Origin of the sequence: Nonomuraea sp. NPDC050783, from assembly GCF_040802095.1 — a bacterium.
Lineage (GTDB): Bacteria > Actinomycetota > Actinomycetes > Streptosporangiales > Streptosporangiaceae > Nonomuraea.
Window position 1 is genome coordinate 630,191 of record NZ_JBFAHK010000004.1, and the last position, 26,996, is coordinate 657,186.

Genomic DNA, 26,996 nt, shown 5'->3' on the forward strand with positions numbered 1-26,996 from the left:
GATCATCGCGCAGTTGTAGGGAAGACCCATAGCGTTATTTCCTACAAATGCCGAATTGCCCAGGTTAAGGGGTGTCCGTGGCGGATCTCCAGCGGACCGTGGACGAGCTCGCCGCCCGTCTCGGCCGCCCCCTGCTGCTGGAGGACCGGGTGCAGCGGGTCGTGGCCTACAGCGAGCAGAACGGGGCCATGGACGACATCCGCCGCGACTCGATCCTGCGCCGGCGTACCACGCCGGAGGTACGCGCCTGGTTACGCGCGGCCGGCGTCCACGAGGCGCCCGGCCCGATCCGCACCGCGGGGGCGCCGCACCTGGGCCTGCTGCCGCGGGTGTGCGTGCCGGTCCGGCACGCCGGCGGGCTGCTCGGCTTCCTGTGGTTCATCGACGCCGGCCCGGCCATGTCCGAGGGGCAGGTCGCCGAGGCCGCGGCCGCCGTCCCCGGCCTGGCGCTGGCCCTCTACCACGAGAGCCTGGCCTCGGAGCTGGCCTCGCACCGCGAGCTGGAGGCGGTCACCGGGCTGCTGCTCGGCGAGCGGGACGCGGCCAGGCAGCTCATCGAGGCGGGGGCCTTCCCGCAGGCGCGGGCGGTGACCGTCCACGTGGCCAGGCCGCTCGCGGCCGAGCCGTCGGACCCGCTGCGGCTGGCGCTGGAGCAGGGGCTGCTGGCGCTGCGGCGGCGGCTGAGCGGGCACCATCCGCTGCACCTGGTCCGCTACGACCACGCGGTGCTGCTCACGGCCGGGACGGCGCCCGCCGCCGACGAGCTGCACGCGGCCATGCCGGTGCCGGTGGTCGTCGGGGCCGGGCGGGCGCGGCCGGAGCTGGCGCGGGCGCCGGAGTCGTACCGGGAGGCGCGGCACGCGGCCGAGGTGGCCGCCCGGGTGCCCGGACTGGGCCGTACCGCGGAGTGGTCGCGGCTCGGCGTGTACCGCATGCTCACCCACCTGCCCGCCCAGGAGCTGCACCCGGGGCTGGAGGAGCTGCTGGCCGACGCCCAGCACCTGCCGCTGCTGGAGACCCTGGAGACCTACCTCGACCTGGCCGGCAGCGCGGTGGCCACGTCCAGGGCGCTGCGGCTGCACCGCACGTCGCTCTACTACCGGCTGCAACGGGTGGAGGAGCTGGCCCACACCGATCTGAAGGACGGCGAGGAGCGGCTGGCGCTGCACCTCAGCCTGAAGCTGGCCCGGCTGTCCGGGCGCTACCTGCCCCGCGAACTGCCCTAGCGCCGGTCCGCCCGTGCCGCCTCCGCCGCCTGCGCCGTCTCTCGCCCCTGCGCCGCCTCTCGCGCCCGTGCCGCCTCCACCGCCTGTGCCGTCTCTCGCGCCTGCGCCGCCGCGTCCACCGCGCTCAGCAGCTCGCCGAGCTGGTCGCGCTGCTCGGCCGCCAGCACGGCGAACAGCTCCTCCCCCGCCTGCCTGCGCGCCTCGCGGGCCCGCTCGGCCGCCACGCGCCCCTCGTCGGTGATCTCCACGAGCGTGGAGCGGCGGTTGCCCGGGTCGGTGCGCCGGCGCACCAGCCCGGCCTCCTCCAGCGCGTCCACGACGGGCGTGAGCGAGCGCGGCACGATCCGCAGCTCCTCGGCGAGCCGCACCATGCGCAGCGGCCGCGGCGCGTCGGCGAGCACCCGCAGCGCCCGCGCCTGGCCCGGGCTGAGCCCGAGCGGGCCGAGCCGCCGCACGTAACCGTGCCGCAGCCGCCGGTTGACCAGGTGCATCAGATCGGCCAGCTCCCTCTCACCCATACCGACAGTTTAGCCGGAACAAATATGAGTTAACCTCTGTTTGAGTGGACATCTGGAAGGAGTACCACTTGGCGGAGGAACCCCGGGCGCCGCTGCGGCGCATCATCTCCCTCTTCCGCGCCTACCGCAGCCGCCTGGCCCTGGTGGGCGCGCTCATCCTGCTCTCCTCGCTGGTGTCGCTCGCCTCCCCGTTCCTGCTGCGCGAGGTGCTGGACGTCGCCATTCCGGCCAGGGACGCCGGCCTGCTCGCGCTGCTGTCCCTCGGCATGATCGCGGTGGCGGTCACCACCAGCGTGTTCGACGTCCTGCAGACCCTGATCTCCACCACGGTCGGCCAGCGGGTCATGCACGACCTGCGCATCTCCGTCTACGCGCACCTCCAGCGCATGTCGCTGGCCTTCTTCACCCGCACCAGGACCGGCGAGGTGCAGTCCCGCATCGCCAACGACATCGGCGGCATGCAGCAGGTCGTCACCTCGACCGCCTCCTCGCTGATCTCGAACCTCACCACCGTGCTCGCCACGATCGTCGCCATGGTCGCGCTCGACTGGCGGCTGACCGTGATCTCGCTCCTGCTGCTGCCGGTGTTCGTGTGGATCAGCCGCAAGGTGGGCGCCGAGCGCAAGCGCATCACCTCCGAGCGGCAGCGCAAGCTCGCCACGATCGCCTCGATGGTGCAGGAGTCGCTGTCGATCAGCGGCATCCTGCTCGGCCGGACGATGGGCCGCTCCGACGCCCTGACCGAGCGCTTCGGCCGGGCCTCCGACGAGCTGGCCGACCTCGGCGTGCGGATGAGCATGTCCGGGCGGTGGCGGCAGGCGTCCATCCAGATCGTCATGGCCGCGATGCCCGCGGTGGTCTACTGGGCCGTCGGCTACACGGGGGCGATCTCGGTCGGCACGCTGGTGGCGTTCACGACGTTGCAGACGAGCCTGTTCCGGCCGGCGGTGTCGCTGCTGCGGCTGGGCGTGGACGTGCAGACCTCGCTGGCGCTGTTCGGGCGCATCTTCGAGTACCTGGACCTGCCGGTGGACATCCGTCCCGGCACGCGGACGCTGGAGCGGGTGCGCGGCGAGGTCCGCTTCGAGGGCGTCGAGTTCTCCTACGGCGACGCGCCCACGCTCAGCGGCGTGGACCTCACGGTGCCGGCCGGGTCGAGCGTGGCCGTCGTGGGTGAGACGGGCGCGGGCAAGACCACGCTGAGCTACCTGCCGCCCCGCCTGTACGACGTCACCGGCGGCCGGGTCACCATCGACGGGGTGGACGTGCGGGAGCTGACGTTCGAGTCGCTGAGCGCGGCGGTCGGCGTGGTCTCGCAGGAGACCTACCTCTTCCACGCCTCGATCGCCGACAACCTGCGCTTCGCCAGGCCGGACGCGACCGACGAGGAGCTGGAGGCGGCGGCGCGGGCGGCGCGCATCCACGACCACATCGCCGCGCTGCCCGACGGCTACGACACGCTGGTGGGCGAGCGCGGCTACCGGTTCTCGGGCGGGGAGAAGCAGCGCCTGGCCATCGCGCGCACGCTGCTGCGCGACCCGCCGGTGCTGATCCTCGACGAGGCCACCAGCGCGCTGGACACGCAGACCGAGCGGGCGGTGCAGGAGGCGCTGGACGCGCTGGCGCGGGGGCGTACGACGATCACCATCGCGCACCGGCTGTCCACCGTGCGCGACGCCGACCAGATCGTGGTGCTCGACCGCGGCCGGATCGCCGAGCGCGGCACCCACGAGGAGCTGATGGAGCGCGGCGGCCACTACGCCGCCCTGGTCAGCCGGGACCGGCCGGAGCTGCGTACCCGGCTGGAGCAGGTCTAACCTTCCGGACAGTATCGCCTTACCGGACTTGCCTCCATCGAACGCTGTAGCTAACCTGTAACTGCAATTGGAGCTTAGATACAAACAAGATCGCAGCGAGGAGGTTCCGACATGCTTCTCACCTCGATCGACCCGTTCGTCCAGGAGTTCGAGCGGCAGTTCAACCGCCTGGCCCGGCAGAGCTACGACACCGGCGCGATCATGCCGATGGACGGCCTCCGCCGCGACGACGACGTCGTCCTGCGCTTCGATCTGCCCGGCGTCGACCCCGACTCCATCGAGGTCACCGTGGACCGCGGCGTGCTCAGCGTCAGCGCCCGCCGCGAGGTCGAGATCGCCGAGAACGAGCGGCTGTTCGTCCGCGAGCGCCCCATGGGCACCTTCACCCGCCGCGTCTACCTGTCCGAGCACCTCGACAGCGACAGGATCGACGCCGGCTACACCAACGGCGTGCTCACCGTCCGCATCCCGGTGCTGGAGCGGGCCAAGCCGCGCAAGGTCGAGATCCAGCGCGGGGACTCGCGCGAGACCAAGGCCATCAAGGCCTGACGGGCCGCGCGGCGCGGGGGCGGGCGTGACGTCCGCCCCCGTACCATGAGGAGGTCATGATGGCCGAACTCCCCTTCGACGACGAGCACGCCCCTCTCTACTCCCTCGGGCAGGTGGCGAGCATGCTCAACGTGCAGCAGGCCTACCTGCGCCGCCTCGACCAGCACGAGGTCGTCACGCCGAGCCGGTCCGAGGGCGGCCAGCGGCGTTACTCGCGCCACGACATCATGACCGTGCAGCACGTCACGCGCATGGCCGACGAGGGCATGACGCTCATCGCCATCCGGCGCATCCTGGAGCTGGAGCGGGAGCTCGCCGAGCTGCGCGAGGAGCTGCGGCGGGCCCGGGCGCGACTGGACGAGCGGCGGGAGTGATCCGGTGATTGGGAGGGATTGCCTTGGGTAGCGCTTGACCTCATGGCAACCGACGTCATCACCCTGATCACCAAGGACCACCGGACCGTCGAGACCCTCTTCGAGCGGCTGAAGAAGGGCGAGGGCGACATCAAGGCCACCGTGGCCGAGCTGCACGCCCTCCTGATCGCGCACGCCCGCGCCGAGGAGGACCGCGTCTACCCCGGCCTCGACGCCCACCACAGCGTCGAGGAGCACAAGGAGGCCGAGGTCCTCCTCGACTCGCTGGTACGCGCCCAGCCCGGCACGGCGGAGTTCCGCACCACGCTGGAGCAGCTCGTCGAGTCGGTGCAGCACCACGTCGAGGAGGAGGAGAGCGAGCTCCTGCCCGCCCTCGCGAAGTCGGCCGGCGAGAAGGAGCTCCAGGAGCTCGGCAGGGCCTTCAAGGAGCGCAGGGACGCGGAACTGAAGGCGCTCGGCGTCCCCCAGCAGGGCCGGCCCGCTGGCGCCGCCGAGGAGGCCACCAAGGCCGAGCTGTACGAGCAGGCGCAGCAGGCCGACATCCCCGGCCGTTCCCAGATGAGCAAGGAGGAGCTGGCCGAAGCTCTCAAGCAGGCCAAGTCCTAGGGTTCCCCGCCCTCCCCGGGGTAGGGGATCACTCATGAGTGAACTGCCTCCGGACCGGTTCGGCCTGAGCGACGAGCAGGACATCGAGGTCTCGGAGTGGACCGACGACCGCGGTCTCGACCACGAGGTCGTCCCCGACGACCCCCGGCACCGGGACACCCTCGACGAGCGGCTGCGGCGCGAGGCCCCCGACCGGCTCCGCGGGCACCGTCCCCTGCACCGGCTCACCCAGCCCGACGAGGGCCTGGGCCCGGACCGCGACGACGAGGAGCTGGCCGAGGACCGGGGCGCCGACACCGGCGACCTGTCGGCCGAGGAGCGGGCGATCCACATCGACCTCGGCGAGGACCTGCGGTGACGCTCACCCCAGTCGCCGGGCGGCGGGCAGGACGGCGTGCAGGTCGTCGACGATCGCGTCGGCGGCCTGCGCCTCCGCCCGCGCGGCGTGCAGGTATCCCCAGGGGCCACGGCGGACGAGGGCGGTGCGCATGCCGGCCCGGCCCGCCGGGAGCACGTCGTTGTCGAGCCTGTCGCCGACGTACAGGATCTCGCCGGGCTCCCGCCCCGCCACCGCCGCCACCTTGGCGAAGAACTCCGGCTGCGGCTTGGCCACCCCCCACCCCTCCGAGGTGTGGACGGAGTCGGCCGGCAGCTCCATCGCCACCAGCGCGTCGTAGGCGCGGCGCGGCTGGTTGCCGGCGATGATCACCTGGTATCCGGCGTCACGCAGCGCGCCCAGCGCCTCCCTGACGTCCGGGTAGAGATCGTCGGCGTCGAAGTGGTTGCGCAGCCCCTCCGGGTCGTCGCGCTCCCACGCCGCCTCCTCGGCCCCCGGGTCGATGCCGGGCCGGACGAGCCTGAAGGCGTCCTCGTGCGGGCGGTCCAGCGCCGCCATCCCGCCGAGCGCTCCCATGAGCACGAAGGGGCTGACGCCGAGCCGGCCGGCCCAGCGCGTCCAGATGCGCGTCTCGTCGATGAGCGTCTCGCCGACGTCGAACACCACAGCTCTGACCATCGATTTCCCCCGCATCCGACATTCAACCGCAAACCGGAATTCTGCCACGCGCCGGGGTTTTACAGAGCGGCGGGCGTGCGATACTTAGCGTGCCCGTTCGAATACGAAGGGATAGGTCCGTTGTCAGCCACGGCGACCACCCCGCCAGAGGGCACCCGCGTGCCGCGCACGACACGCGAATTGCTCGATGCCCTGTCCCCCTCCCCGGCTTCCGAGCTGAGGTCATCGAAGGAAACCTGATCGTGAGCCCGATAGGCACCCCCGAGCACCTGTGGATGGCCGCCGATCTGCACGACGCCCTCCAGCCGCTCCGCCGCGAGCGGGGCTGGCGCGGATCACCGCAAGGCCCGCCCGTCTGTATAGAAGGCCCCCGCAACTCCCTCGTGCCCGACTACGTCCTGGTGCCACCGGGCTGTCCCCGCTGGGGTCAAGCAGAGCTGCCCACCGTCACCGTGCACAGCGACATCGCCGACGGCGCCTACCGGTCGATCGCCACCGTCCCGATGGGCAAGCCGCTGCACCTGCCCGCCCCCGTCGACGTCGAGCTCGACACCTCGATCTTCATGGCGTGAGCTTGTCCATCGCCTTGGCGATGCGCTTCTCCGAGATCGGGGTGGGGGTGCCCAGGGTCTGGGCGAAGAAGCTGACCCGCAGCTCCTCGATCATCCACCGGATCTCCACCACGTCCGGGTCCCCGCGCCGCGCCGGCGGCAGCTTCTCCAGCAGGTCGTGGTAGTCGTCCTCGACCTTGTGCACGCGGTCCATCCACTCCTGGTCGCGCCACGGGTCCTCGGGGAGCTTGGCGAGGCGGCGGTCGACGGCGCGGACGTAGCGGAGCAGGTCCGCCAGGCGGCGGTGGCCGGTGGCCGTCACGAAACCCTTGTGGACCAGGTGGCCGAGCTGGTCGCGAATGTCGTCGGTGGCGGCGCTCGGGCGCAGGGTGTCCAGGCGGGAGGTGGCCTCGTGCCAGACGGCCAGGATCTGCTCGACCCTCGCCAGCACGGCGGCGGCCGTGTCGTACAGGTTGGCCCGGACGTGCTGGTAGAGGCGGTCGAAGGCGACCGGGTCCCAGGCGGGGCCGCCGGCCTCCTGCATGAGCTGGTCGACGGCGGCGTTGACCACGTCGTCGAACAGGGCCACCGCGCCGCCGTGCGGGCTGCGTGACAGGGCCAGCTTGGCCTGGTTGGTCAGCCCGGCCAGCAGCGACTTGGCCGGGTTGGTGACGTTGAGCAGGAGCAGGCGGCGCACGCCGGGCCAGTGGGAGCGGCGCTGCTCGGCCTCGGTCTCGAAGATCTTGACGGAGACCGAGTCGCCGGCGTCCACCAGCGCCGGGTAGCCCTTCATGCGGCCGTGCTCGAACACCTTCGGCAGCCGGCCGAAGCTCCACGTGTGCAGGCCGGTCTGCTCCAGGTCGTCGCCGGCCTGGGAGAGCGTCTGGCGCAGGCGCGGGGCCAGGCGGCGCTTGAGCGCGTCGAGGTCCTTGTCCTCGGCCAGCGTGCGCTTGCGCTCGTCGATCACCCGGTACGTGATGCGCAGGTGGTCGGGCACCTGGTCGAGCTGCCAGGCCTCGCGCGGCACCCGTACGCCGGTCAGGCGCAGCAGCTCGCGCTCCAGAGCGGCCAGCAGCGGCTCCCCGCCCGGCTCGACGGCCGCCAGCACCTGCTTGGCGTAGTTGGGAGCGGGCACGAAGTTGCGGCGCAGGTTCTTCGGCAGCGAGCGGATCAGCGCGGTGACCAGCTCCTCGCGCAGGCCGGGGATCTGCCAGTCGAAGCCGTCGGAGCTGACCTGGTTGAGCATCTGGAGCGGCAGGTGAACGGTGACGCCGTCGGCGTCGGCGCCCGGCTCGAACTGGTAGGTCAGCCGCATCCGCTGGCCGAGCTGTTTCCAGGTGTCGGGGTAGTCGCGGGTGCTGACGTCGGCGCCCTCGTTGACCAGCATCTCCGGTGAGAACGTGAGCAGGTCGGGCGTCTCCTGCCCGGCCTTCTTCCACCAGGAGTCGAAGTGCCGGGCCGAGACGACGTCGGCCGGCACGCGCTGGTCGTAGAAGTCGAACAGGGCCTCGTCGCTCACCATGATGTCGCGGCGGCGGGCGCGGTTCTCCAGCTCCTCGACCTCTTCGAGGAGCTTGCGGTTGTCCTTGAGGAAGCGGTGGTGGGTGTCCCAGTCGCCCTCGACGAGGGCGTGCCGGATGAACAGCTCGCGGGACAGGTCGGGGTCGATGCGGCCGTAGTTGACCTTGCGGCCGACGACGAGCGGCACGCCGTACAGGGTGACCTTCTCCAGGGCGACGACCGCGCCCTGGTTCTTCTCCCAGTGGGGCTCGGAGTAGGAGCGTTTGACCAGGTGCTGGGCGAGCGGCTCGACCCAGGCGGGCTCGATCTTGGCGTTGACCCTGGCCCAGAGGCGGGAGGTCTCGACCAGCTCGGCCGACATGATCCACTGCGGCTGCTTCCTGGCGAGCGCCGAGCCGGGGAAGACGGCGAAGCGGGCGTTGCGGGCGCCCAGGTATTCCTGGATGGGGCGGCGGCCGCCCTCGGCGGGGCGCTGCTTGTCGAGGACGTCCTTGACGCCGATGTGCGACAGCAGGCCGACCAGCAGCGACACGTGCACGTGGTAGGGGTCGGCGGGGGCGCTGTTGGGCTGAACGCCGAGCGACTGGCGGATTTGGCTGTAGATGTCCTGCCACTCGCGTACGCGCAGGTAGTTGAGGAACTCGGCCTTGCACAACCTCCGGAACGCGCTGGACGACAGCTCCTTCTGCTTGTCGCGCAGGTAGTTCCACAGGTTGAGGTAGGCCATGAAGTCGGACTCGGGGTCGGCGAAGCGGCGGTGCTTCTCGTCGGCCTGCTGCTGCTTGTCGGCCGGGCGCTCGCGCGGGTCCTGGATGGACAGGGCGGCGGCGATGACCATGACCTCGCGCAGGCAGCCGTTCTTCTCGGCCTCCAGCACCATGCGGCCCAGCCGCGGGTCCACGGGCAGGGTGGCGAGCTTGCGGCCGACGGGCGTGAGCCGGCCCTGGGCGTCGAAGGCGCCCAGCTCGTGCAGCAGGTTGACGCCGTCCTTGACCTGGCGGCGGTCCGGCGGCTCGACGAACGGGAACGCCTCGATGTCGCCGAGTCCGATCGAGGTCATCTGCAGGATGACCGAGGCCAGGTTGGTGCGCAGGATCTCCGGGTCGGTGAACTCCGGCCGGCTCAGGAAGTCCTCCTCCTCGTACAGCCGGATGCAGATGCCGTCGGAGGTGCGGCCGGAGCGGCCCTTGCGCTGGTTGGCGCTGGCCTGCGAGATGGCCTCGATGGGCAGGCGCTGGACCTTGGTGCGGTGGCTGTAGCGGGAGATGCGGGCGTAGCCGGGGTCCACGACGTATTTGATGCCGGGGACGGTGAGCGAGGTCTCGGCCACGTTGGTGGCCAGGACGACGCGGCGGCCGGTGTGCGGCTGGAAGACGCGGTGCTGCTCGGCGGCGCTGAGCCGGGCGTACAGCGGCAGGATCTCGGTGTTGCGGAACTCGGCCTTGGCCAGGGCGTCGGCGGCGTCGCGGATCTCCCGCTCGCCGGACAGGAACACCAGGATGTCGCCGGGGCCCTCGGCGATCAGCTCGCGGCAGGCGGCGACGATGCCCTGCGTCTGGTCGTCGTCGTCCTCCAGGGGCCGGTAGCGTACCTCGACCGGGTAGGTGCGGCCGGAGACCTCGATGATCGGCGCGTCGTCGAAGTGGCGGGAGAAGCGCTCGGGGTCGATGGTGGCGCTGGTGATGACGACCTTGAGGTCGGGGCGCTGGGGCAGGAGCTGCTTGAGGTAGCCGAGGATGAAGTCGATGTTGAGGCTGCGCTCGTGGGCCTCGTCGATGATGAGGGTGTCGTACTGGTCGAGCATGCGGTCGTGCTGCAGCTCGGCCAGCAGGATGCCGTCGGTCATCAGCTTGACGAGGGTGCGGTCGCTCGCCTGGTCGGTGAAGCGCACCTTGTAGCCGACGACCTCGCCCAGGCCGGTGCCCAGCTCCTCGGCGACGCGCTCGGCCACCGTGCGGGCGGCGATGCGGCGCGGCTGGGTGTGGCCGATCAGCCCGCGGACGCCGCGCCCCAGCTCCAGGCACATCTTGGGGATCTGGGTGGTCTTGCCGGACCCGGTCTCGCCGGCGATGATCACGACCTGGTGGTCGCGGATGGCCGCGAGGATGTCGTCCCTGCGCTGCGAGACCGGCAGGTTCGCCGGGTAGGTGATCGCGGGCACGGCGTCGCGGCGGCGCTGGAGCCGCTGCTCGGCGCGTTCCACGTCGGCGAGGATCTCCGTGACGATCTTGTCCCGGGCGTCGCGGGAGCGGACCCGGCGCATGCCGTCGAGCCTGCGCCGCAGCCGCCGCTGGTCGCGCGGCATGAGGTCGGGCAGGCGGGACTGGAGATCGGCGAGCGGAGAGGACAAGGAAGGCGTTCCCATACTGCTTTCAGGATATTTGAGTCACGCGGGCACGGGGCCAACGGCTCATCGTGCCCCACGGGTCGCGGGCTACGCATCTCAATATCGCGTCCAGGGAACGTCAACGCCGCCCGGCGGCCCCGGCATTCCCGGGACCGCCGGGCGGGTCAGGGGCCGGTCAGGGACGGGCCGTCAGGGCCGCGCCGATGATGCCCGCCTCGTTCTGCAGCTCCGCGGGCACCACGGGGGTGCGCAGCGTGATGTGCGGCAGGAACTTGTCCGCCTTCTTGCTCGCTCCCCCGCCGATCACGATGAGCGACGGCGAGAACAACATCTCCACGTGCGCCAGGTACTCCTGGACCCGCTCGGCCCACTTCTCCCAGCTCAGGTCGTGCTCCTCGCGCGCCCGCGCGGAGGCCCGGTGCTCGGCGTCCTTGCCGTGCAGCTCCAGGTGCCCCAGCTCGGTGTTGGGCACCAGCCGGCCGTCGTGGAACAGGGCGCTGCCGATGCCCGTCCCGAACGTCAGCATCAGCACGGTGCCGCGCTCCCCGCGCCCGCGGCCGAAGACCATCTCGGCCACCCCGGCGGCGTCGGCGTCGTTGAGCACGCGCGCGCCGCCGAACAGCGCCGCCGCGTCCACGCCGATCCAGGAGCGGTCGACGTTGGCCGCCGTCCGCACCACCCCGTCCGTCACCACGCCGGGGAAGGTCACCCCGACCGGGCCGCTCCACTCGAAATGCTCCAGGATCTCGCGGACGGCCGCCGCCACCGCCTCGGGCCCGGACGGTTCGGGAGTGGGGATGCGCAGGCGCTCTTCGATCAGTTTGCCGGCCTCGGTGTCCACGGGGGCGCCCTTGATCCCCGAACCGCCGATATCGATGCCCAACACGTTCATGCCTCTCCTTCTTACCGCCTGACGCCGTCAAATTCGCCTGACGATTTTTTATCGGTGACGGAACCTGAACCTGCTCTCGCCCGTCCGCGTACCTCCCGTCACAAGCGCTAACTAGGAGGCAACGGATGCGGCCACGCATCATCACACTCTGCGCTGTTGCGGTCGTCTTGGGAGCGACTCTCACCACTCCCGCACACGCCACCACCAGGACTCGTTTCGACGTCATCAACCTTGTGTCGGACGTCCAGGGCAAAGCCCCGGTCACCGACGCCAAGGTCGTCAACCCGTGGGGCCTGGCCATGGGCAAGACTCTGTGGGTCTCCAACACGGGCACCGGCACCGCCACCGTCTACTCCGGCACCGGCAAGAAGGAGCAGACCGAGGTGTGGATCCCCGGTGGAGCGCCCACCGGCCAGGTCTTCAACCCTGGCGACGGCTTCACCGTCAAGGGCAAGCCCGCCACGTTCATCTTCGCCAGCCCGAGCGGTGCCATCACCGGCTGGAACGCCGAGGTGGACCCGAAGAACGCCGTCATCGCGGCGTTCACCCGGGGCGCCGACTACAAGGGGCTGGAGCTCGTCCAGACCGAGGACGACGCCTTCCTGCTGGCCGCCGACTTCGCCGGTGGCCGCATCCACGCCTTCGACCAGGACTTCCGGCGCATCCGCCTGTCGCGCTGGCAGTTCAGGGACCCGGGCGTGCCGGACGGCTACCACGCCTACAACGTGGCGGTGGCCAACGGCAGCGTCTGGGTGTCGTACGCGCTGCGCGACCCGTCCACCGGCAAGCCGGTCTTCGGCAACGGCAAGGGCTTCGTGAGCCGCTTCAACGCCTCCGGCCGCGTCACCGGCCGCATCTCCCGGGTCGGGCTCAACGCCCCCTGGGCCGTCACCGCCGCCCCGAAGGGCTGGGGCCAGTACGCCGGAGCGCTGCTCGTCGGCAACTTCGGCGACGGCACGGTGCACGTCTACAAGCGCAGCCGCCACCTGGGCGCCCTGACCGACTCCAGGGGCAGGAAGATCGTGCTGCCGGGCCTGTGGGACCTGGAGCCGGGCACCGCGGCCACCGGCGGCGAGAGCTCGCTGTGGTTCTCCGCGGGCATCGACGGCACCAAGCACGGCCTGATCGGCATCATCGCCCCGCAGGGGACGAAGCCGACCTCCAACGGCGCGGCGGCCAGCCCGTCCGCCACCCCGACGCGGCACCCGTCGGGGCACCGATCGAGCGCCCCCTCCTCGCCGTCCTCCCAGAACCCGTACGGCGGGTACTAGGCCGGCGCTCCCGAGCCGCCGTCCCCGGCCAGGCGAGGAGCGCAGCTCGCCGAGACAGCGGGCGGGGCGGCGGTCCACGGCGTTCCCGGCGCGGCCGGCGCGAGCCGCGCCGGGAACGACCCCCCTCCCCCTCCTCCGGTACGGTCGTGATCATGACCGGATTCAGCGACTGGCTGCGCGGGCGGTGCGAGGCGGAGTGGACCGCGGTGGTGACCCATCCGTTCGCCCTGGCGATCACGACGGGCTCGGTGCCCGACGCGGCCATGCGGCACTACCTGGAGCAGGACTTCCGCTTCGTGGACGCCTTCACGGCGCTGCTCGGGGCGGCCGTGGCGAGCGCCGACACCTTCGAGGCCCGGGTGCCGTACGGCAGGTTCCTCGGCCAGGTGGCCACCACCGAGGAGACGACGTACTTCCACCGGGCGCTGGCGGAGCTGGGCGGGCGGCTGGACGCGCCGCCGGAGCCGGTCACCGCGGCGTTCGTCCGGCTCATGGACGAGGTGCGGGCCCGGCAGGACTACCCGCTGATCGCCGCGGTGCTGTGCGTGGCCGAGTGGTGCTACCTCGGCTGGGCCTCGCGGGCGCGCGAGCCGCTGCCGGAGCGCTTCGTCCACCGGGAGTGGATCGAGCTGCACGAGGGCGCGGAGTTCCGCGCCTGGGTGGCGTTCCTGCGCGGTGAGCTGGACCGGCTGGGCGCGGGCCTGGACGAGCCGCGCCGCGCGGAGGTGCTGGACGTCTTCCGCCGGGCCGTCGAGCTGGAGAAGGCGTTCTTCGACATGGCGGGCTCGGACATGGCGAGCTAGGACATGGCGGGCTCGGACGCGGCCGGCTCAGAGGGAGCGGGCTAGCGGCTCCAGCGCCGCGGCCAGGTCGGCGGCCGTGCGGAAGTGCACGCCGGTCATGCCGAGCGCCTGGGCGGCCGCCACGTTCGGCGGCCGGTCGTCGACGAACAGGCAGCGCCGCGGCGGCACGCCCGCCCGCTCGGCGGCGATCTCGTAGATGCGCGGATCGGGCTTGGCCACCCCCACCCGGTAGCTGCTGACCAGGTCGTCGGCGAAGTACCTGAGCCCGAGCCGGTCGAGGTGCTCCTCCACGGTGTCCATGGCATTGGTCACCAGGATCACCGGGACGCGCTCCTGCGCCTTGGCCAGCAGGGCCCTGACCTCCTCGTCCACGAAGAACGGCACCTCCATGAACTCGGCGACCGCCTGCCGGGCCGCCGCTCCCCCGCCGAGCGCGGCGACGATCGACTCCGCCCACTCCGCCTCCGTCGCCAGCCCGACCGTGGGCGGCCCGATCAGCGCGGGGTCGAAGGCCGTCCTCCTCAGCGGCAGCCCGTAGCGGGCCTCGATCTCGGCCTGGACGGTGTGGTCGAACTGGCGCAGCACGCCGTCGAGGTCACAGAGCACCGCAGCGAAGGGGATCACAGCCCACATTGTGACAGCCCGTCCGATTTCACGCGCCACCGGAAGGTGCCGGGGCAACCGGCGGCACTACCATCTCCGAGACAGGATTCGGCATCGGAACGGTAGGGCATGAACGATCACCGGCTGCCACGTGAGCTGTGCCGGCTGTTCCCCGACGGCGGCAGGGGGCGCGGCCTGGGCGCGCCGCTGCCTCCGGGCGACCTGGTCTGGCCCGACCCCGGCTACACCGGCCAGGGCCGGCCGGTCAGGCCCGCGTTCTGGATGAGCGACGAGCCGGTCACCGGCGAGCACTGGTCGCTGATGCGCGAGTGGCACCCGCACAGCGGGCTGTGGCCGCTGCTGCTGGACGAGTCCGCGCAGCCCTGGGCGGTGGGGCAGGTCGTGCCGGACGACCCCCGCCAGATCGACCACTTCACCGCCGAGGGCTTCATGGCCGAGGTGTGGGAGGAGTGGGTGGCGCAGATGCCGCCCGACGCGCTGGAGGAGTTGCAGCCGTACGGCGCGATCTGCCCGGGCCCGGCGCCGCCGGGCGTGCTCAGGGCCGATCCCGAGGCGGTCGCCGACTGGTACGCGGGCCAGCTCGCCGCCAAGAGCATGCCGCTCGGCCTGGTCGCCGCGGCGCGCGGCGCCGACGCGCTGGCCGTCATGGGCTGGCAGGGGGCGCTGCACCACAACGAGTGGATGGTGCCGATGGCGGCCGTGGTGCGTAGCTGGGAGGAGCGCTTCGGCGCCCGGGTGGTGAGCGTCGGCTTCAACACGCTGGACCTGAGCGTGGCCGCGCCGCCGACGGACGCCGAGCACGCGCTGCACGTGGCGGCCGAGCACTGGGCGTTCTGCCCCGACAACGTCGTGCAGGGGCCGGGCGACCTCCAGGGGTACGCCGAGCAGATCATCGGCGGGCACACGTGGTCGTTCTGGTGGGACTGAATCAGGGCCTTTTACGCTACCTTTAACCTTCGTGTCCTGGGGAGATCTGACGCCGGAGTTACTGCACTCCTCCGTCTGGGCCGACGCCCTGGTGCAGGCGGCGGGCATTCCGATCTACGACGTGCCGCTGGTGTCGGTGGGCGGCGGGCTGGGCTCGTTCACGCTCGTGGACGTGCTGCGCGTCCGCGGCGTGCCGGCCGGGGCCGTGCGTGTGCTGTCCACCAGCGACACCCCCTGGCAGACGTGGGAGTACCTCACCCGCGTGTCCCAGCTCCCCGCGCACGAGCGCATCCGCTCCGATGCGGGGGCGCGGCCGGACAACATCTGGGGCTTCCCGTCGTACGCGATGCAGGAGGCGTGGCGGGAACGGTCCATCAAGCCGGTGCTGCAGGTGCTCACCGAGCCGGTGCTGGCCGACTTCTACAGCCCCAGGGCGGGACTGGTGATCGAGAGCCTGCGGCGCGAGGCCGACCGCGTCGACTACTGGAGCATGCTGGCCAAGGGCCAGGTGCGCATGGTCAGGAAGCGGCTGGGCGGCGGCTACTTCACGGTGCTGACCCCGCCGCCGGGCACGGCCGCGACCAAGCGGGTGGCGCTGCGCTCGCAGTACGCGCACCTGGCCGTCGGGTATCCCGGGCTGAAGTTCCTGGACGACCTCCAGGAGTTCCGGCAGCGCACGGGCGAGCGGTTCCGGCTGGTCAACGCCTACGAGCCGCACGAGCACGTCTACGACCAGCTCCGCAAGCGGCCCGGCGTGGTGGTGGTGCGCGGCGCGGGGATCGTGGCCTCGCGGGTGCTGCAGCGGCTCATGGACGACCGGGAGCGCCACGGCCTGCAGACCCAGATCGTGCACCTGTTCCGCACGTACGTCACCGGCCCGCACGGCTCGGGCCCCTTCATGCGGCGCAGGGGCGGCGACGGCTGGGCCTACCAGGCGTTCACGATGCCGAAGTCGGCCTTCGGCGGCCAGCTCAAGGCGCAGTTCAGGCGGGCCTCGCCGCAGCGGCGGGCCGAGCTGGCGTCCCTGGTGGCCGGCACCACCACGCCCAGGCTGGCCCGCTGGCAGGAGCAGATGAGCCGGGCCCGGCTGGGCAACTGGTACCACCCGACGCAGGCCGTGGTGGACCGCATCGACCAGACGCCGGACGGCCGCCTGGTCACCCTCACGCGCAGCACGCACTCCGCGCCCATGCAGTACGTCTCCGACTTCATCATCGACTGCACCGGCCTGGAGGCCGGCATGTCCGAGCACCGGGTGCTCGACGACCTGCTGCGGCACGGCGGCGCGCGCGCCAACAAGGCGGGCCGGTTGCAGGTGGGAGAGAGCTTCGAGGTGCTCGGCGCGGAGAGCGGCGACGGCGCGCTCTACGCCTCCGGCGCGGCCACGGCCGGCAACCACTTCCTGGCCGTGGACAGCTTCCTCGGCATGCAGACCGCGGCGCTGGACATCGCCGACGACCTGGCCAGGCGCGGGTTCTGCAAGGGGCTGGGGCCGCTGCGGTCGTTGTCGCAGTGGCTGAAGTGGGCGGCGGGCAGGAGGCTCCCGTGATCCCCACGCTCGCCGGGCGCGTGCAGACCCGGGTCTTCGTCCTGGCCACGGTGGGCGCGGTGCTGACCGCGCTGCTCGCGCTCGTGCTGCCCGTGTCCTTCGCCGACGCCTACCTCGTGCTGCTGGCCGCCGCCGTGGTGGGTCTCGGCTGGGAGGTGCTGTACCACCTGCTCATGCAGTTCCGCTGGGACAAGGACTGGCCGACGCTGTTCGGGCTGCTGACCGGCGTGCCCGAGGGCCTGCTCCTGTGGGTGCTGCTGGACCTCGGCCTGGTGCCGGGCGTCGAGGGGCCGCTCACCTGGTGGGCCTTCGCGGTCATGTTCGCGGCCGTCTGGCTGGGCCAGTGGCTGTTCGTGAACGGGCCCATGCGGGTGTTGTTCGTCCGGTGGCGGTTGCGGGGCGGCCGCGTCGTGTGAGAGGCGGCGAGCCGGCCGGGTGGCCCGGCGCGCCCGCTCATGGGACGCGGGCCACGGCGCCGTAGTTGCCCGAGGCGCTCGGCTCGTCCGGCGGCCCGTCCGGGCAGGCGGTGCCGTGGCCGCCGGGCCGCCACTCCGGGACCCACACCAGCCCCGGATCGACCAGCACCAGGCCGTCCAGCAGCGCCGCCACCTCCTCCCGGGCGCGGATCGCGTGACCGGGCAGCGTCATCGCCAGCAGGTCGTGCATGGCGGGCAGCAGCTCCGGCGGCACCGCGTCGAACGTGGTCTGCAGCAGCGACAGGTAACTGCCCTCCGGCACCTCCTGGCGGATGCGTTTGATCACGTAGTGGAAGTACTCGTCGTCGCTCAGGCTGTGGGTGGACACCAGCAGCACGGCCATCGGCCGGTCCCAGTCGAGGAACGTCCGCACGACCCGGTCGTCGAGGACGTCGTCGATCTCGCGCACGTCGCCCTCGACGACGCGGACGAGGTCGTCGGCGGGCTCGATGGTGGCCCGTGCCCCGGCCAGCACCATGGGGTCGTGCTCGACGTAGACGACCCGGGGCCGCCCGCCGGCCGACGCCTCGCGGGCCACGTCGTGCAGCTGCCGCCCGGCGGGCAGCCCGCTGGGCACCCCGCTGCCGACGATCACGAACTGCTCGACGTCCTCGGCCGCCAGGAAACGGATCACGCGGCACAGATAGTGGAGCACGGCCCGCGCCGCCGCGGTGGTGACGGGGGCGGCCAGGTCGTAGCGGCGCACCGCTTCGCGGTCGGCCACGAAGTGGTTCTTCCCGCCCGCCGCGGCGTCGAGGATGCGGGTGACGCTCGCTCGGGTCATGTCCAGCTTCGCCAAATTCCGGATGGCACGCTGACGCATTGAGTGTTGCCCCTTTCCCCTCGCCCACGATCTCGGGAAAAGCTGATCCTTGCGGACCCCACTCGATGACCCAGACCATATGATCCTCCCCGCCGGGGAGAACACAACACGAAATGCCATTGGTTTTGGGTATAACTGGGTAACCGCCGGCGGGGGCGTCATTTCCCGAGCGAACGCGAAAGCCTCTCGCCGTGCAGGCCCAGCAGCTCGACGGTCTCCTCGCGGGTGGTGGTGGTCACCGACAGCTTCGTGAACGCCTGGTGGTAGGTCTCCACCGCGCCGGTGTCGGTGATCAGGTGGTCGCTCTCGATGCCGTGGGCGCAGGCGATGTCCGGCTCGAACGCCTCGGCGAACCGCCAGAGCGTGAAGGGGCCCGTGCGCGGCAGGTAGGCGGGATCGTCCATCGGCACCACGTGCAGCGAGACGTTGGGCCGCTTGGCGTGCTCCATCAACAGGTCGAGCTGGCGGAGCTGGGTGTGCCTGCCGACGATCGAGCGCACCAGGACGCTCTCGTCGATGATCGCCCACAGCACGGTCGCGCTGTCGCGGCTCAGCGCCTCCTGGCGGGCCATCACCAGGGCGAGCGCCTCGTCGACCGTCTGCTGGCCGAGCGTGGCCGGGCCCATCACGGTGAGCGCCGCCCTGGCGTACTCCTCGGTCTGCAGCAGCGGCGGGACGAACTGGGTGTGGAACGTGCGGATCAGCGTGGCCCGCCGCTCCAGGGCGTAGGCGGCGGCCAGCCAGACCGGGATGGAGTGGGCGTCGTACCAGGCGGCCTCGCGCTCGCCCCTGGCCAGCGTGAGGACGTACTCGCGCACCGGCGGCGAGGTGATGCCGAAGACCGTGAGCAGGCGCTCGACGGTGATCGGCGGCGGGGCGACGCGGCCCTCCTCGATGGCGGGGATCGCGGCCGTGCCCCTGCCGATCGCGGTCTCGACCTGCTCCACCGTCAGGCCGGCGGCCAGGCGCAGGCCGTGCAGCCGGCGGCCGAGCGCGCGGCGCTGCGGCCCGCTCAGCGGGGCGGCGGCCTCGGGGACGGCGTCGGCGGCGGGCGGCGGCTCCTCGGGCAGGCCCTCGGCCCTGCGGGCCAGCTCGACCACGCCGCGCAGGACGGTGAGCGAGCTCTCCGACAGGCCGGAGGCGGACCCGCCCAGCCCGGCCGCGCGTAGCTGGAGGTCCTCCACCGCGCCGGACTCCAGGTGGTCGTCGCCGACCAGCCAGCCCACGCTCACCTGGAGGCAGGAGGCCAGCGCCCGCAACACCTGGAGCGTCGGGTTGGTCTGCTTGCCCGTGCGCAACTGGCTGACGTAGGCGCGGGTGATGGGGATGCCCGCCTCCGTCAGCGTGGAGGCGACCTGCGCGCCGGTGAATCCGCGCTTGGTCAGCGCGAGATCGAGCCGCTCGGCGAAGTTCGCCACGGCACACCTCCTACTGCCCGTGAACTTTTCCAGCGTAAGGGACGCGGGGCCCGGTGTCCCCCGCCATGCGGGGAGGCTCTGCTCCGTTGGTGGGTATCAAGGTATGCGGAAACTGTGAGTTGACATAGCCCCGTCGAGAAGCAGACTATCGGAGCACGTGGTAAGTGAGGCTTAACAGCCGGAAGATTCTGGAGAGAGTTCCCGGCGAGGAGGTGGCCGGACGTGACCATGGAAGTGTCGGGCGGTTCGTGGTTCCAGGACGATTCGGTCCCTCTCATGGAGGAACTGGTGGTGCGCCGCATCTGCGACCGGGTGGCCGGTCCCGCGGCCGGAGCGGGCGTGCACGTCGCGAGCCTGCCCCTCGGCGGGCTCCAGCTCTGGCTGGACGACCCCCGCGACCGCTGGCGCCACTACCACCGGATGGCCAGGGAGCTGCGGCTGGCGGGCTGGCACACGGAGACCGGGCCCGACCGGCTGCTGCTGCTCGGCTGGAGCTCGGTGTGCCTGAGCCACCGCGCCAGGCTGCTGGACGCGGCCCTGTCCGGGCGGCTGGCCGACTTCGACCAGACGGCGCTCACCGCCGTCATGATCGCGACCCGGCTGCTGCACGAGGGGTTCCCCCTTCCCCAGCTCGCCGCCGAGGTGGAGGCCCGCTGCCGCCGCCTGCTGCGCTGGCCCGACCGGCTGGCCGACCTCGACGGGCTCGACCGCACGTCGTCGCTGGAGCCCATGCGGCTGCGCCTGGCCCAGGTGGCCGGGCTGGAGGCCAAGGTGGGCCGGCGCTGCGCCGAGCACCTGGTGCTCGCCGCCAAGGTCGCGCGGATGGTCGCCGGCCAGACGGCCCCGGACGCCGCGCGCCCGCCCGCCCCGCGACCCCGCGGGCACGCTCCCTGCGGTCCCGGCCGGGGGAACGCCGCCCGGCACGCGGCCGGGACGGCCGGGGGGACCGAGCGGGTGCGGCGGGCGGGCCTGACCGAGCGGATGGTCCGCGCCAGCGTGCCCAACCAGGCTCTGAGCGCGGTGACCACCCGATGAGGCTCGCCCCGCTCCCCACGTACGCGCCGCCGCCCGCGAGCGGGCGCCCACCGGCCTCCCCCGGCCGGCGCGGCCCGCTCGTCCCCTGTGCGGGACCGGCGGCGCTCCTGGCGTCGGCCCCGGCGCTGTCCTGCCCCCCCAGCACCGTGCGGCACGTGCCCGACCCAGTCGGCGCGGTGTTGTTGGCCAGCGCGGTAGCGGCTGGCGTGCTGGCCATCTCAAGGGGCGGCGCCCGGGACCGGCTTTCTCCGCGTTCGCCGGGGTGCGCGGGCACACCGCGCCCCCGGCGGCACGCGGCACCGACGACCACACGGGACGGGATCGGCTCTGGCGGGGGTCCCGTCCCGCGCGGCGGGCGCACGCGAGGCGCCGCCGCGTCCCGGGCCGTCGGCATGGGGGTCACAGCGGGCAGCGCGATCGGCGTGACGGGCGCCACTGTGCTGATCGGCCGGCCGTTCGCGAACGGACCGGCGCCCGTACCCGCCTCCGTGCCGGTGGCCGTCATGGCCGCCGTTCCGCTCGCCGCCACGGCGCTGGTGCGGGTCGCCAGGGCGTCGGGTCGTGAGACCGCACGTGGATCCCGACGGCGATCCCCACGTCGATCTCAGCGCGCGGCCGGTGGGAGGCCGGCGATGCTCCGCCGGCCTCCCACCCGGATCACGCGCGACCGGTTCCGCCAGGTCATCCGCCCAGCCACGCAGCCATAGACAGGAGCGGACATGCTCGCCGACGAGATGCGCAGGTCACAACCGCACGAGGTCCGCGCCGCCCGGCCCGGGCCGGCGCCAGGGGAGCCCGATCCCACGGCGGGCACGCGCGCCGCCCACCGGCTGCGCCGCATCCGCCAGGTGTCCGCGCGGGCCGTCACCGAGATCGACCAGGCGCTGACCGACCGGACGCCGTGGCACCGTGCGCACTGACCCCGCCACCGTCGAGGAGGCTCCGATGCGCACCCGCCCGGTGGTGAGCCGCAGCCGGGTCGGCGTGATCGTGGCGCCGGCGAACCCGTCGGCGGAGCCGGAGCTGACCCGCCTGTTCGGGTCGCGGGCCGACATGCACGTCGCCCGCCTCCCGGTCCGGCGCGGGCTGCGCCTGGCCGAGCGCCTGGAGAGCTACAACGACGACCTCCCCCTCATGCTGCACGCCTTCGGCGGCCTGCCGCTCGACGCCATGGTCATGGCCTGCAGCGAGCCCCGCTACCTGCTCGGCCCCGACGAGGACCGCGACCAGTGCGCCAGGCTGGGCACGCTGACCGGGACGCCGTTCGCCTCGGCCACGCTGGCCACCCGGGAGGCGCTGGAGCACGTCGAGGCGGGCGACATCGTGCTCGTCTCGCCGTACCAGCCGTGGCTGACGGAGCTGGCCGAGCGGTTCTGGAAGACCGCCGGGCTGACCGTCGCCCAGACCGTGCAGGTACGCGCCGGCGGCGGCTACTCCTCGTACGCGGTCACCCCGTCCGAGCTGATCAGCCAGGTCGAGCTGGCCGGCGTGCCACGGGACGCGGTGCTGCTGTTCACCGGCACCGGGATGCCCACGCTGCCGGTGCTCGGCCCGCTGAGCGCCGGCAACGAGCGGCTGCTGCTCACCTCGAACCTCTGCACCGCCTGGTGGGCGCTCTCGCGCGCCACCGGGCAGCGCGTCACGCTCAGCCGGGTCCCCCACCGCAGCCCCGTCCCGGCGCAGGGGAGGCGCCCGGCATGAACGGCGTCATCGTGGTGGGAGCGGGGCCGGCGGGCCTGACCGCGGCGCTCTCGCTGGCCAGGGCGGCGATCCCGGTCACCGTGCTGGAGAGCGAGGGCGAGCCTCTCCGGCAGCCGCGCGCCTGCACCTTCCACCCCGCCACGCTCGACCTGCTCGACGAGCTGGGCGTCGCGTCCCGGCTGGTCGCCGGCGGGCGGGTGGTGGACCGCGTCCAGTGGCGCGACCGGCCGGGAGCCGTGCTGGCCGAGATGGGCATGGACCGGCTGGACGGGCTGACCCGGCACCCGTTCAGGGTGCACGCCGACCAGAGCGCGCTCACCTCGCTGCTGCTGACCGCGCTCGGCTTCTACCCCGACGTGGACGTGCGGTTCGGCGCCCGGGTGGACGGCGTGGCCGAGGGCGGCACAGGCATCCGGGTCCGCGTCGGCCACACCTGGACGCGGGCCCGGTACCTGATCGCCGCCGACGGCGCGCAGAGCACGGTCCGGGCCGCGCTGGGGCTGCCGCTGCCCCGGCCGGAGCACCTGGCGCAGGCGCTGCGGGTGTTCACCGACTCGCCGCTGGACCGGCTGCTGCCGGGCCTGGCGCCGCTGACGTACGTGCGCGACGTCCAGCAGTCGTGCACCCTGCTCGGGCTGCCCGACCACTGGCGGATCATCTTCAAGATCCCGGTGGACGGGCACGAGCCGCTGTCGCCGGGCAACCTGTCGCTGCTGGTCCGCCGGGCCCTGCCGGGCGCGGGCGGGCCGATCCGGGTGACCGGCGCCGACCGGTTCGGGCTGTCGCGGGGCGTGCTGCCGTCGTACCGGTGCGGGCGGGTGCTGTTCGTCGGCGACGCGGCGCACCTGACCTCGACGGTCGGCGGCCTCAACATGAACGCCGGCGTGCACGACGCGGCCGAGGCCGCCCAGGTGATCGCCGCCGTCCTGGGCGGGCACGCCAGGCCGGCCACGCTGGAGGCGTGGGCGTGGCGGCGGCGCTCGGTGCTGGTGCAGCGGGTGCTGCCACGCGGGCAACGGCGGCCGGTGGGCGTGCGCGAGCGCGACAGCGCCCGGCTGGCCGCCGCCATGGACGGGTTGCGGGCGATCGCCGGCGACCCCGACGCGACCCGGGCCTACCTGGCCCAGGCCTCCCTGCTCGACAACGTGCCGGGGAGACCGTGACGTACCGAAGGATCGGCTTCACGGGGTGGAGGAGGTGACGCCGGATGTGGCGGACGCTGTCCGACGACGCGCGGCAGGCCATCCGTGACCTGTGCGACCGGCACGGGGCGCGCCTGTACGACTACTGCCGCACCGAGCTGGCCGCGGGCGAGGCCGAACAGGCCGTGGCCGGCGCGCTGCTGACGGCTCACCTGTACGCCGACCGGCTGGCGGACCCGGCCCTGCGCCGGCCCTGGCTGTACGCGCTGGCCCGCGCCCACCGCGCGGTCGTGGCCAGGCCGGCCAGCATCGGCTCCTGGTCGCGCCCCGGCCGCATGTCGGAGCTGCTGCCCGAGGCGCTGCTGTCGTTGCAGCGCCCGCAGCGCGAGCTGCTGGACCTGTCGCTGCGGCACGGCCTGTCCGACGCCGAGCTGGCCGTGCTCTTCGAGCTGGACGCGGCCGAGGTACGCGCGATCGTGGCCAGGGCCGCGGCCGGCCTGGAGGAGTGGTTCGCCGCGATCGTCGCCGCGCGCGGCACCGGCGGGTGCGCCGACCTGACCGCGCGGGTGTCGGCGTGGGTCGCCGCGCCCGGCCGCCGGGCCAGGGCCAGGATCGGCCGGCACATCCAGTCCTGCGCGACCTGCCGGGCCGCGCCCAGGACGATGACGGCGGGCGCGCTGCTGCGCCGCCTGCCGATCACCACGCTGCCCGGCACGTTGCCCAACCGGCTGGCGTCTGCGCAGCCGTTGCCCGCCGAGGGACATCTCTGGCGGGCCGACGGCTTCCCTGTGCAGGCACGCACACTGGTGGAGACCGGCCCCGCGGAGACTGGCCACTGGGCCGCCGTTCCGCCGGTCGCCGACGCCACGCCGGCTGTCCCCGTCGCCGACCCCACGACGGCGACGCAGGGAAAGCCCTGGCCGGTGGCGGGCGCGGCCGCCACCGGCCAGGAGCTCCCGGCCGCTCCCGCGGTGCGCGGGCGGCATCCGTTCGCGCCGCAGAGCCGGGCCAGGGCCGTGCGCGGGGGCGCGTACACCGACAAGCTCGTCTACAGCGCGACGCCCGGGAACGGCACCGGCGACGACCACGCCATCTCCCCCGACGCGATCATCCGCTACGGCGGGATCACGATGAGCGGCGACCCGCCCGGCGGCGAGCGGCGGTGGCAGGAGTACTGGAAGGAGCCGCCCGGCGACGACGCCGAGGCGGGCACCCCGATCCGCGCCGTGGCCAGGCTGGCGCTGGTGCTGGGCGTGGGCCTGCTGGCGGCCGGGCTGGTGTGGGCGCTGCTGAACGCCCGCGACCACCCCACCGTGATCACCAAGACGGCCGCGCGGACGAGCGTGCTGCCGGAGCGGCCCGCGGGGTGGGTGGCGAGGGCGCCGGTGCCGCCCGCCGGGCGCGCCGGCCTGACCAGCGTGACCAGGACGGTCACGCTGCCGAGGCCCGCGCCGCCGGTGGCGCGGCTGTCGCCCGCGTCGGTGTCGCTCGGCTCCGCGCGCGCCGGGTCGTTCGCGCTGGCGTGCTCGGGACGCTGCACGATCACCTCCGTCACCGCCACGCCGGGCCTGGCCGTCTCCGGGACCCGCTTCCGAGTGCGGGAGAGCGCGGCCCGCGCGGGCTGCGGCGACCAGGGCCGCAGCGGCCGGATCGTGGTCCGCTGGGCCGGCACGGCCACCGGCGACGGCGTCCGCACCGGCGGCACGACGGCGACCCGCGGCACGCTGGCCCTCACCGTCCACTGGACCGCCGGCCGCGACTGGAGCTCCTGCGCCTGAGCCCCGCCCCGGCGGCGGGGGCTCAGGCCGGTGGGAGCTAGAAGAACTGGAACGTCCGCTCGGGCTGCGGCAGGTCCACCCGGTCCGGGCCGTGGAACCTGCTCCGGTCCTGCGGCACGTCCGCCAGCGGCGTCCCGAGCACGAACGGCACGGCGACGCTGCTCCTGGCCAGATCGACGGTGACGGTGGCGCCGGTCGCGGTCTCGTCGCTGTAGGTCGCGTCGGTGCCGGCGATCACCAGGCCGATCCTGTGGCCCTTCCTGAAGGTGTAGTCCTGCGGCAGCGTCAGCCATTTGACCGTGCCGTACGTGCCGGCGGGCAGCGGCTCGGCCTGGCTGAGCGAGTGGCGGTTCTGCACGTCGATCCAGCCGCGGGCGACGATCTCCAGCGGGCGGGTGGCGACGTTCGTGACGACCTTCTTGTAGCAGGCGTCGTCGGCCGCGGTGCTCTCCCCGTGGCAGTCCTCCTCGGCGAGCGTGGTGATGCCCTGGCCCCGGCGCCAGTCCACCCGGGCCGCCTCGCCGAAGTCGACGAGCAGGGCGGTCAGGTTGGCGGTCGGCTTGTCCAGCTTGACCCGCAGGTCGGCGGTGGGCGTGCCGGACAGGCGCAGGTCGAGCGGCAGCGCGCCGGTGGTGAACGCGACCCGGCCGGGGTTCGCCGTGCCGACGTCGGCCACCATGGCCTCCTCGCTCATGGCCACGTCGGTGAAGGAGGCGGTGCTGTTCGCGGCGGCCGGGCGCAGGCCGAGGGAGCCGTCGGCGGCGGGCCGCAGCGACGCCTTGAGCGCGAGCGGCGCCGGCCAGTCGCGCTGGGTGATCCACCGCGCCGGGCCGACCTCCACGTCGGCGCGGGGCTCCTGCATGATGCCGTTGCGCACGCCGTGCAGCCAGTAGTCGAACCAGCGGTGCAGGGTGTCCACCCACAGGTCCCTGCGGCCCTCGAAGTCGAACGGATCGACGTGCTGGGTCTGGCCGACCCAGATCTTGCGCGGCACGCCCCGCTCGGCCAGGGCCTTCCACCAGGTGGAGAAGTTGTCGGGCTTGACGTTGAGGTCGTTGACCGTGTGCACGACGAACACGCCGGCCCTGACCTTGGAGGCATCGCCCAGCAGGCCCTTGATGTAGTCGCGCTCGGCCCAGAACGCGTTGTAGTCGCCGGTGTCGTCGCCGTCCTCGGCGTCCAGCCGGTCGCGGACCGCCTGGCACTTGGCGTCGGGGTCGGTGTCCACGAGGTTGGCCAGCCAGGAGGCGTAGTCGTAGTTGTAGACCACGCCGTTGGAGCGCTGGTACTTGTACCAGGAGCTGATGGACGAGATGGGCACGATCGTCTTCAGGCCCTCGACGCCGGTGGCGGCGACGGCGTTGGCCAGGGTGCCGTCGTACGACTTGCCGATCATGGCGGTCTTGCCGGTGGTCCAGTCGGCCACGGCCGGGCTGCCGTCCGCCCTGGTCGCCCTGGCACGGCCGTTCAGCCAGTCGATGACGGCCTTGCCGCCCAGCACGTCGGCCCTGCCGCCGACGTCGGGGCAGCCCTCGGACCTGGTGGTGCCGAGCATGTCCACGTTGAGCACCGCGTAGCCGCGCGGGACGAAGTAGTTGTCGTAGAAGAGCGGGAACTTCGTGACATTTCCAGCAGCGTCGTAGACCTTGCGCTCGCCCTCGTTGCCGCGGCCGGAGTTGTCGTAGTAGGGGCTCTCGTCGATGATCACCGGCACCTTGAGGCCGGGGCCGGACTCCTTGGGGCGGATGATGTCCACCCTGACCTTGTCGAGGGCGCCGTCGGAGTCGCTGTCCACCGGGGACTCGACGTACACGTGCTCGCGGACGGCGTCGGCGTAGGAGAAGACCGGCTGGGTGCGGCCGTTCTCGACGGTGATCGCGGGCGCTGCCGCGGCGCCGGCCTGGGCCGGGAGCGCGGTTGCGGTGGCTGTCGCGGCCGCCAGGGTGAGGGCGGCGGCGAGGCGGGCCGTGCGTAAGGGTGACACGCGGGACCTCCAGTGGGGCACTCGGGACAGACGCAATCTCTCAGACGGC

General features: G+C 72.9%; 25 protein-coding genes. 17 read left to right on the top strand and 8 right to left on the bottom strand.

Annotated elements, in window-relative coordinates; translation table 11 throughout:
* Window positions 1-77: 77 nt before the first annotated feature.
* A complete protein-coding gene (locus AB0H75_RS14300) occupies window positions 78-1,226 on the top strand; it encodes a PucR family transcriptional regulator (RefSeq protein WP_367795829.1) in 1,149 nt (382 codons plus the stop codon).
* Here the strand turns inward: AB0H75_RS14300 and AB0H75_RS14305 are convergent.
* Window positions 1,223-1,744: a MarR family winged helix-turn-helix transcriptional regulator gene (locus AB0H75_RS14305; RefSeq protein WP_367795831.1), complete on the bottom strand. Its 522-nt coding sequence runs from the start codon at window positions 1,742-1,744 to the stop codon at window positions 1,223-1,225. The two genes, AB0H75_RS14300 and AB0H75_RS14305, sit on opposite strands and share 4 nt — an antisense overlap.
* A 68-nt stretch (window positions 1,745-1,812) precedes the next feature.
* On the opposite strand from AB0H75_RS14305, the gene AB0H75_RS14310 reads away from it, so the two are divergent.
* The 5 genes from AB0H75_RS14310 to AB0H75_RS14330 all read left to right on the top strand — a co-directional run bounded on the left by AB0H75_RS14310 (window position 1,813) and on the right by AB0H75_RS14330 (window position 5,448).
* The gene (locus AB0H75_RS14310) at window positions 1,813-3,561 is read left to right on the top strand and encodes an ABC transporter ATP-binding protein (RefSeq protein ID WP_367795833.1); all 1,749 of its coding nucleotides are present in this window, start codon (window positions 1,813-1,815) and stop codon (window positions 3,559-3,561) included.
* A gap of 111 nt (window positions 3,562-3,672) precedes the next feature.
* Window positions 3,673-4,110, top strand: coding sequence for an Hsp20/alpha crystallin family protein (locus AB0H75_RS14315; RefSeq protein WP_367795835.1), 438 nt, complete (start codon window positions 3,673-3,675; stop codon window positions 4,108-4,110).
* A gap of 59 nt (window positions 4,111-4,169) precedes the next feature.
* The gene (locus tag AB0H75_RS14320) at window positions 4,170-4,484 is read left to right on the top strand and encodes a helix-turn-helix domain-containing protein (protein WP_367795837.1); all 315 of its coding nucleotides are present in this window, start codon (window positions 4,170-4,172) and stop codon (window positions 4,482-4,484) included.
* Between the two features lie 42 nt (window positions 4,485-4,526).
* The gene (locus AB0H75_RS14325) at window positions 4,527-5,090 is read left to right on the top strand and encodes a hemerythrin domain-containing protein (protein ID WP_367795839.1); all 564 of its coding nucleotides are present in this window, start codon (window positions 4,527-4,529) and stop codon (window positions 5,088-5,090) included.
* A 34-nt stretch (window positions 5,091-5,124) separates the two neighbouring features.
* Window positions 5,125-5,448, top strand: coding sequence for a DUF5709 domain-containing protein (locus tag AB0H75_RS14330; protein WP_367795841.1), 324 nt, complete (start codon window positions 5,125-5,127; stop codon window positions 5,446-5,448).
* Window positions 5,449-5,451: 3 nt separating this feature from the next.
* Here AB0H75_RS14330 and AB0H75_RS14335 read toward each other — a convergent pair whose 3' ends face one another.
* Complete coding sequence (locus AB0H75_RS14335; protein ID WP_367795843.1) at window positions 5,452-6,105, bottom strand: HAD family hydrolase; 654 nt, start codon at window positions 6,103-6,105, stop codon at window positions 5,452-5,454.
* Between the two features lie 242 nt (window positions 6,106-6,347).
* Between AB0H75_RS14335 and AB0H75_RS14340 the strand changes: the two genes are divergently transcribed.
* The gene (locus tag AB0H75_RS14340; RefSeq protein WP_367795845.1) at window positions 6,348-6,677 is read left to right on the top strand and encodes a hypothetical protein; all 330 of its coding nucleotides are present in this window, start codon (window positions 6,348-6,350) and stop codon (window positions 6,675-6,677) included.
* Here the strand turns inward: AB0H75_RS14340 and hrpA are convergent.
* Window positions 6,667-10,542, bottom strand: coding sequence for an ATP-dependent RNA helicase HrpA (gene hrpA, locus AB0H75_RS14345; protein WP_367795847.1), 3,876 nt, complete (start codon window positions 10,540-10,542; stop codon window positions 6,667-6,669). The two genes, AB0H75_RS14340 and hrpA, sit on opposite strands and share 11 nt — an antisense overlap.
* A 157-nt stretch (window positions 10,543-10,699) precedes the next feature.
* On the bottom strand, window positions 10,700-11,416 hold the full coding sequence (gene ppgK, locus AB0H75_RS14350; RefSeq protein ID WP_367795849.1) for a polyphosphate--glucose phosphotransferase: 717 nt from the start codon (window positions 11,414-11,416) through the stop codon (window positions 10,700-10,702).
* 233 nt (window positions 11,417-11,649) lie between these two features.
* Here ppgK and AB0H75_RS14355 point away from each other — a divergent pair, with 233 nt between their 5' ends.
* Together AB0H75_RS14355 and AB0H75_RS14360 are read left to right on the top strand one after the other, a co-directional pair.
* Window positions 11,650-12,687, top strand: coding sequence for a TIGR03118 family protein (locus tag AB0H75_RS14355; protein ID WP_367795851.1), 1,038 nt, complete (start codon window positions 11,650-11,652; stop codon window positions 12,685-12,687).
* 152 nt (window positions 12,688-12,839) lie between these two features.
* Entirely contained in the window at window positions 12,840-13,490 is a 651-nt protein-coding gene (locus AB0H75_RS14360) for a TenA family protein (RefSeq protein ID WP_367795853.1), read from the top strand.
* Between the two features lie 27 nt (window positions 13,491-13,517).
* Here AB0H75_RS14360 and AB0H75_RS14365 read toward each other — a convergent pair whose 3' ends face one another.
* Window positions 13,518-14,114, bottom strand: coding sequence for an HAD family hydrolase (locus tag AB0H75_RS14365; protein ID WP_367795855.1), 597 nt, complete (start codon window positions 14,112-14,114; stop codon window positions 13,518-13,520).
* 108 nt (window positions 14,115-14,222) lie between these two features.
* On the opposite strand from AB0H75_RS14365, the gene AB0H75_RS14370 reads away from it, so the two are divergent.
* From AB0H75_RS14370 to AB0H75_RS14380, 3 genes are read left to right on the top strand one after another with little or no spacing between them, the layout of a single operon-like run.
* The gene (locus tag AB0H75_RS14370; protein ID WP_367795857.1) at window positions 14,223-15,041 is read left to right on the top strand and encodes a DUF4253 domain-containing protein; all 819 of its coding nucleotides are present in this window, start codon (window positions 14,223-14,225) and stop codon (window positions 15,039-15,041) included.
* A 31-nt stretch (window positions 15,042-15,072) separates the two neighbouring features.
* Complete coding sequence (locus tag AB0H75_RS14375; protein ID WP_367795859.1) at window positions 15,073-16,590, top strand: hypothetical protein; 1,518 nt, start codon at window positions 15,073-15,075, stop codon at window positions 16,588-16,590.
* Window positions 16,587-17,006: a hypothetical protein gene (locus tag AB0H75_RS14380; RefSeq protein WP_367795861.1), complete on the top strand. Its 420-nt coding sequence runs from the start codon at window positions 16,587-16,589 to the stop codon at window positions 17,004-17,006. The genes AB0H75_RS14375 and AB0H75_RS14380 overlap by 4 nt, the downstream gene beginning before the upstream one ends.
* A 37-nt stretch (window positions 17,007-17,043) precedes the next feature.
* On the opposite strand, the gene AB0H75_RS14385 is transcribed toward AB0H75_RS14380, so the two are convergent.
* Together AB0H75_RS14385 and AB0H75_RS14390 are read right to left on the bottom strand one after the other, a co-directional pair.
* Window positions 17,044-17,850 carry an SAM-dependent methyltransferase gene (locus AB0H75_RS14385; protein WP_367795863.1) on the bottom strand — a complete coding sequence of 269 codons (807 nt, stop codon included), beginning with the start codon at window positions 17,848-17,850 and terminating at the stop codon, window positions 17,044-17,046.
* A 197-nt stretch (window positions 17,851-18,047) separates the two neighbouring features.
* Window positions 18,048-19,307 carry a Scr1 family TA system antitoxin-like transcriptional regulator gene (locus AB0H75_RS14390; protein WP_367795865.1) on the bottom strand — a complete coding sequence of 420 codons (1,260 nt, stop codon included), beginning with the start codon at window positions 19,305-19,307 and terminating at the stop codon, window positions 18,048-18,050.
* Window positions 19,308-19,529: 222 nt separating this feature from the next.
* Between AB0H75_RS14390 and AB0H75_RS14395 the strand changes: the two genes are divergently transcribed.
* The 5 genes from AB0H75_RS14395 to AB0H75_RS14415 all read left to right on the top strand — a co-directional run bounded on the left by AB0H75_RS14395 (window position 19,530) and on the right by AB0H75_RS14415 (window position 24,963).
* On the top strand, window positions 19,530-20,342 hold the full coding sequence (locus AB0H75_RS14395) for a hypothetical protein (RefSeq protein ID WP_367795867.1): 813 nt from the start codon (window positions 19,530-19,532) through the stop codon (window positions 20,340-20,342).
* Window positions 20,343-21,061: 719 nt separating this feature from the next.
* Complete coding sequence (locus tag AB0H75_RS14400; protein ID WP_367795869.1) at window positions 21,062-21,262, top strand: hypothetical protein; 201 nt, start codon at window positions 21,062-21,064, stop codon at window positions 21,260-21,262.
* Window positions 21,252-22,043, top strand: a complete 792-nt coding sequence (locus AB0H75_RS14405) for a hypothetical protein (RefSeq protein WP_367795871.1) — start codon at window positions 21,252-21,254, stop codon at window positions 22,041-22,043. Before AB0H75_RS14400 ends, AB0H75_RS14405 begins: the two co-directional genes overlap by 11 nt.
* Window positions 22,040-23,206 (top strand): FAD-dependent oxidoreductase, encoded by a 1,167-nt coding sequence (locus tag AB0H75_RS14410; protein ID WP_367795872.1) that lies wholly within the window; start codon window positions 22,040-22,042, stop codon window positions 23,204-23,206. The genes AB0H75_RS14405 and AB0H75_RS14410 overlap by 4 nt, the downstream gene beginning before the upstream one ends.
* Before the next feature lie 44 nt (window positions 23,207-23,250).
* Complete coding sequence (locus AB0H75_RS14415) at window positions 23,251-24,963, top strand: RNA polymerase sigma factor (protein ID WP_367795875.1); 1,713 nt, start codon at window positions 23,251-23,253, stop codon at window positions 24,961-24,963.
* A 37-nt stretch (window positions 24,964-25,000) separates the two neighbouring features.
* Here AB0H75_RS14415 and AB0H75_RS14420 read toward each other — a convergent pair whose 3' ends face one another.
* The gene (locus tag AB0H75_RS14420; RefSeq protein WP_367795878.1) at window positions 25,001-26,947 is read right to left on the bottom strand and encodes a Xaa-Pro dipeptidyl-peptidase; all 1,947 of its coding nucleotides are present in this window, start codon (window positions 26,945-26,947) and stop codon (window positions 25,001-25,003) included.
* Window positions 26,948-26,996: the final 49 nt, after the last annotated feature.